5 protein-coding genes and 1 pseudogene are annotated in these 5,319 nt (G+C 52.4%); all 6 read right to left on the bottom strand.

The genetic code is table 11. From position 1 onward, the window contains the following. Window positions 1–926 (bottom strand): PHP domain-containing protein (locus QZL66_RS08500; RefSeq protein ID WP_293602067.1); only part of this gene is annotated, 926 nt, incomplete at its 3' end. Then, the gene (whiA, locus tag QZL66_RS08495; RefSeq protein ID WP_022411288.1) at window positions 916–1,827 is read right to left on the bottom strand and encodes a DNA-binding protein WhiA; all 912 of its coding nucleotides are present in this window, start codon (window positions 1,825–1,827) and stop codon (window positions 916–918) included. The genes whiA and QZL66_RS08500, both read right to left, overlap by 11 nt. A gap of 30 nt (window positions 1,828–1,857) precedes the next feature. Further along, the gene (gene rapZ / locus QZL66_RS08490) at window positions 1,858–2,745 is read right to left on the bottom strand and encodes an RNase adapter RapZ (RefSeq protein ID WP_022411287.1); all 888 of its coding nucleotides are present in this window, start codon (window positions 2,743–2,745) and stop codon (window positions 1,858–1,860) included. A 15-nt stretch (window positions 2,746–2,760) separates the two neighbouring features. Then, entirely contained in the window at window positions 2,761–3,678 is a 918-nt protein-coding gene (gene murB / locus QZL66_RS08485; RefSeq protein ID WP_022411286.1) for a UDP-N-acetylmuramate dehydrogenase, read from the bottom strand. Window positions 3,679–3,807: 129 nt separating this feature from the next. Continuing rightward, window positions 3,808–4,767 (bottom strand): HPr(Ser) kinase/phosphatase, encoded by a 960-nt coding sequence (gene hprK, locus QZL66_RS08480; protein ID WP_022411285.1) that lies wholly within the window; start codon window positions 4,765–4,767, stop codon window positions 3,808–3,810. A gap of 33 nt (window positions 4,768–4,800) precedes the next feature. Next, a pseudogene (locus QZL66_RS08475) lies at window positions 4,801–5,319 on the bottom strand (hypothetical protein); the annotation flags it as partial.

Raw genomic sequence — 5,319 nt, 5'->3', positions numbered from 1 at the left:
AAACCGCTGCGGCACAATTGCAGGAAAAGCTTCTGGCAATCCTCCACGCCGTCCATGCGGAACTTTGGCAGGTGCAAAGTACCGTCCAGCTGAAATGCAACGTGGCACCTTGCAGCGATTTGAGAGGTATTGGTGATTGCTTCCGGAACAGAGGCAAACAGCGCCTGCATTTCCGCAGTGGATTTCAGATAAAATTCATCGTTGGCAAATTCCATTCGATTTGGGTCATGAATGGTTTTTCCGGTTTGGATGCAGAGCAGCACCTGCTGCATCTGCGCATCCTTTTTCCGCAGATAATGAGCATCGTTGGTTGCTGCAAGCGGGATTCCGGTTTCCCTGGAAATGCGGATCAGCTGCGGCAAATTCTGGCGTTCCTCCGGCAGCCCGTGATCCTGAAGTTCCAGAAAGAAGTTTCCTGCGCCAAACAGCGCCTGATAACGCAGTGCCGTTGCTTTTGCCTCGTCATAACGGCCGGCAGAGAGCAGTCGTGGAATTTCTCCGGCAAGGCAGGCGGACAGACAGATCAGCCCCTCGTGGTACTGGCTCAGCAGTTCCCAGTCCACCCGCGGCTTGCGGTAGAAGCCCTCAATGCTGGCGAGAGAGACCAGCCGGACGAGGTTCTGATAGCCGGTATTGTTCTCGCAGAGCAAGATCAAGTGGTAGCTTTTCGCATCCAGCGAATGTTCCCGATCGTGCCGTGTTCGCTGCGCCACGTATACCTCACATCCCAGAATGGGGCAAATGCCAGCCGCCGTCGCTGCCTCATAAAACGGAATTGCGCCATACATCACGCCGTGGTCGGTCAGTGCGACTGCGGTTTGCCCCAACGCTTTGACCTGCTGTACCAGTTCCGTGATACGGCAGGCGCCGTCCAGCAAACTATATTCGCTGTGCACATGCAAATGGACGAAAGCATCATTTTTCATGGCTTCTCAACTCCTTCGCAATTGCTGCGATTTTTTGAAAGCGGTGGTTGACGCCGGAACGCCCGATGGGAACGGAGAGCATCTCCCCCAGTTCTTTCAGGCTGAGTTCCGGATTTTCCAGCCGAAGCTGTGCCAGCTCCCGCAATTCCTCCGGCAGTGTTTCCATTCGGTTGCAGCGGATGATCCAAAGGATGTCCTCCGTCTGCCGCATGGCAGCGCTGACCACCTTATCAATGTTGGCTTCGTCGCAATTCCGAATGCGGTTGGCACGGTTTCGCATGTCCTTTCGAATTTTGATGTTCATCAGTTCGATGGTGCATTGCTGTGCGCCCATGTAGGTCAGCGTGTCCTCGATGTGCTCGCTGTCCTTTAGGTAGAGTACGTACATGTTTTTGCGAAAGACCTGCCCACCCCTGACACCAATGGTGAGCAATAGCTTTTGCAGATCGTTGCAAAGCAGCTCGGACGGCGTGTTAAACTCCAAATGGTAGCCTTTGTTTGGATCGATAACGCTGCCGCAGCTGAAAAAAACGCCTGCCAAAAAAGAGCTCAGGCTGTTGTTTACCAAGTTGGAGAGGTTGATCTCCCGATTTTCCGGAGAAATATGGTAGGTGCTGCAAATCTGCTGGATTTGTGCAGGGTCGGAAATGGTAAAGCTATACATAGATTGCGCATTTCCCCGTGTCGTCACACGGACATCCGGTTTCAAAACCGTCTGAAAAACCGCATGAAACAGCGTGGGGATAAGCTCCGCAAAGACAGGACTTTCACTTTGCAGAATGATCTGCTGCCCATGGAACGTCCGGCAGTAGAGCAGGATGCCGTATAGACAAGCAAACTTCCGGTCACGGTCTGTGATGCTCCTTGCAATCTCCTCCCGCACTTCGTTTGAGAATGACAATGTTGTGATACCTCCCTTCGAAACAAGTGCTCAAGGGCGGTCTTTCCCGATATCCCGGTGCTGTTTTACCACGTGCATTCCCTTGGAAATGAGATAATCTCCAATCAGTTCGGTGAAGGTGATGGAACGGTGCTTTCCGCCGGTACAGCCAAAGGCGATGACCAGACGGCTCTTTCCCTCCTGAATATAGAGCGGAATCAGAAAATCCAGCAGGTCTTTCAGCTTCTGCAAGAGAATCTGGGACTGCTCGAATTTCATGACATAGTCCTGCACGCATGCTTCGCAGCCCGTGTGGTGCCGCAGTTCTTCAATATAGTACGGATTGGGCAGGCAGCGAACATCAAATACCAGATCGGATTCCGTGGAAACGCCGTACTTAAACCCAAAGGAAGTGACCTTGATGGAGAGAAAGTCGGAGGAGTTCTCCAGAAAGATTTCCCGAATCTGTTTTTTCAGCTGGGACGCAGAAAAATAGGAGGTTTCAATGTAATAGTCGGCAATTCCCTTAACCGGAAGAAGCTGCTGGCGCTCGTAGGCAATGGCATCGTGCAGGCAGCCGCGGAACTTTTCGTCCAGCGGATGCTTCCGGCGAGTTTCCTTATAGCGCTTGATGAGCACCTCGTCAGCTGCCTCAATATAGAGAATCTTGACATCCAGATCTCCCTGCCGTTCCAGCTCCACCAGCACATGATAGGCATCTGTAAACATATCGCCGGAGCGCAGATCGGCTGCGATTGCCAGCTTTTTTAGGTGGTTCTCCGATTCCCGACAGATCTCCACGAATTTTCCGATGAGCTGCGGCGGCAAATTATCAATGCAATAGTATCCGATATCCTCTAGAACATCCATGACACAAGACTTTCCGGAACCGGACATCCCCGTTACAATCACCACATGCATACGTTTCTTTTTCTGCATAGTTTCACTTCCCTTTCAGACAGACGGGTCTCCCAAAATCACCGGTTCCAGTTCCAGCTGGTAGCCGGTCTTTTCCTGAACCGTCTGCTTGACATAATCGCACAGCTCCAGCACATCGTGGCAGGTGGCCTTTCCGGTATTCACCACAAAGCCGGCGTGTTTCTTGCTGACCTGTGCATCTCCCACGCTCGCACCTTTCAGGCCGCATTGGTCGATGAGGAAAGACGCATAATTTCCAGCCGGACGGCGGAATGTGCTTCCGGCGCTAGGCAGTTCCAGCGGCTGTTTGGCACGCCGTTTCCCCAGCAGGTCATCCATCTCTTCCTTGATCTCGCCGTACTTGCCCTGAGAGAGCTGAAGCGTCATTCCGGTAATGATGCAATGGCGGTCCTGAAAGACGCTGGTTCGATAGCCAAGCTGCATTTCCTCTTTGGACACCGTAGAGAGCGTGCCGTTTTCGTCCATGCACTCCGCAGAGATGATGATGTCAGACATCTCCCTGCCATAAGCGCCGGCGTTCATGTAGAGCGCACCGCCCACAGTTCCGGGGATTCCGGCGAGACACTCCATGCCGGTCAGAGATTCTTCCAGCGCAAATTTTCCGATGCGTGCCAGCGTTGCGCCGGCCTCGCAGTGCAGGCGGTCGTCCTCCCGTGTGATCTTGGAAAAGTCACGTCCCAGATGCAGCACGATTCCCGGAAATCCGCTGTCTGCGGCGAGGACATTGCTTCCGTTTCCGAGAATGGTGTAGGCACTGCCCGTACGGCGGCAGTAGGCAAGCAGCTTTTTCAGCGTTTCTGCACTGTTGACGTTTACAAATGCGGTGCAGGCACCGCCGATTCGAAATGTTGTGTGATTCCGAAGCGGCTCTGCATACAGAACACTGCAGCCGCAAGTCTCGCAGAGCGCAGTGAATTCATGTAATTCGTTCATGCTTGTTCTCCAAACTTGATGCAAAGTGTCTGCCTTGCCACATGTCCGTGGAAATACGCAGGCACCTTTTGAGTTCGATGTTTGTATTTTGTCACAATACCAATGATTTATTCTTCGAAATACATCCCATTAGAATGCGTCGTAATTCTTGACAACTTCCTTCGATTCCATATCCAGACCAAGCTGATCCAGCAGTTCGGTGGCAGCATTGTAGCCCATTTTTTTCTGACGGTTGTTCATTGCGGCGACCTCCAGAATGACAGCGAGGTTTCTGCCAGGCTTTACCGGAATGGTCAGGGAAGGAATCTTGACGCCCAGAATGGAGACAAACTGCGTGTCTACGCCCATTCTGTCGTAGATTTTTTCCGGGTTCCACTGTTCCATCTCCACGACAAGCTCGATCTTCTCTGTATTTTTGACAGCGCCGATACCGAACAGACGGCGTGCGTTGATGATACCGATACCACGCAGTTCCAGGAAATGGCGGATGTTATCCGGCGAGCTTCCCACCAGACTGATGTTCGAAACCTTTCGAATCTCCACCGCATCGTCTGCTACCAGACGATGCCCACGCTTTACCAGCTCAATGGCAGTTTCGCTCTTTCCAACGCCGCTTTCACCTGTGATGAAAACGCCTTCGCCGTAAATCTCGATGAGCACGCCGTGGCGTGTGATACGGGGCGCCAGATTCAGGTTCAGGAAAGCAATCAGACCGGCAATGAAATTGGAGGTGCTCTCCTTACTGCGCAGCAGCGGAATGCCGTACTTTTGGGCAAGATCCAGCATTTCCGAGAAATACGGCAGTTCCCGTGCAATAATCAGCGCAGGAATGTGACGGGACATCAGCATATCCAGACGCTGGGTACGGGTTTCCTCATCGATGGTGGACAGATAGGCGAACTCCATTTTTCCGATGATCTGCATTCTCTCCGGATTGAAGTACTCGTAAAATCCCATGAGCTGCAAGCCCGGACGGGTGACATCGTTTTCATCGATCAGAATTTCGCCCGGATCCTTGGGCATATAGATGGTTTCCAAATTGAATTCTTTAATAATTTCGGCTAAAGATACCGTGAATTTACCGGCCATACCGATCACTCCTCTATTTTTGATGTTATTGTGTTATGTTTCATTTGCGAGCGGACTCTCTGAGAGAATCCAGTTGTTTTCGCCGCTGATTTTTGCTGTATCATCTTCCATGAGCCATAGGGTTTTCCCTTGCAGCGCAGAAGCTGCCCATTGCGAGATGACTTCTGCGGTATCGTCCCCGCTGTCCAGACGGAGGACATAGCCGGAAATGGCGGTGAACTGCTCCGGCGCAAACGCCTCCGCAGTGCCGTCCTTGGCTTTGGCTGCACTGATTTCCAGGGAAATCGGCTTCCCCTTGGCAGCAGGCAGCAGCGATTGCAGAAACTGTTGCATTCCAGTCCGGCGGTTTTCCGCCTCCACAGAGCTTCCAATGTAAGCCAGATCAGAATCCCGAAACGGCGGAAATACGGCATCAGCAAACCAGATCTGAGAAAAATCCGATGCAGCGATTTCCTGTGTCAATTCCGTCAGGTACTGCAAAGTGACCGTACTCAGCGGACTTGCCCACGGTTTCCCGCCGTTGTCAGCGGAATTGTCCAGCCACTGGCTGGC

The sequence above is a fragment of the Ruminococcus sp. CAG:330 genome, from assembly GCF_000437175.1.
Lineage (GTDB): Bacteria > Bacillota > Clostridia > Oscillospirales > Ruminococcaceae > Ruminococcus_C.
The sequence above is the reverse complement of the archived record's forward strand: the minus strand, read 5'-3'. Positions and strand labels throughout refer to the sequence as shown.

What these genes read in the sequence shown, in the direction of transcription:
- rapZ (WP_022411287.1), bottom strand. Translation starts at nt 2,745, where the DNA reads ATGCAGAAAAAGAAACGTATGCATGTGGTGATTGTAACGGGGATGTCC.
- murB (WP_022411286.1), bottom strand. Translation starts at nt 3,678, where the DNA reads ATGAACGAATTACATGAATTCACTGCGCTCTGCGAGACTTGCGGCTGC.
- hprK (WP_022411285.1), bottom strand. Translation starts at nt 4,767, where the DNA reads ATGGCCGGTAAATTCACGGTATCTTTAGCCGAAATTATTAAAGAATTC.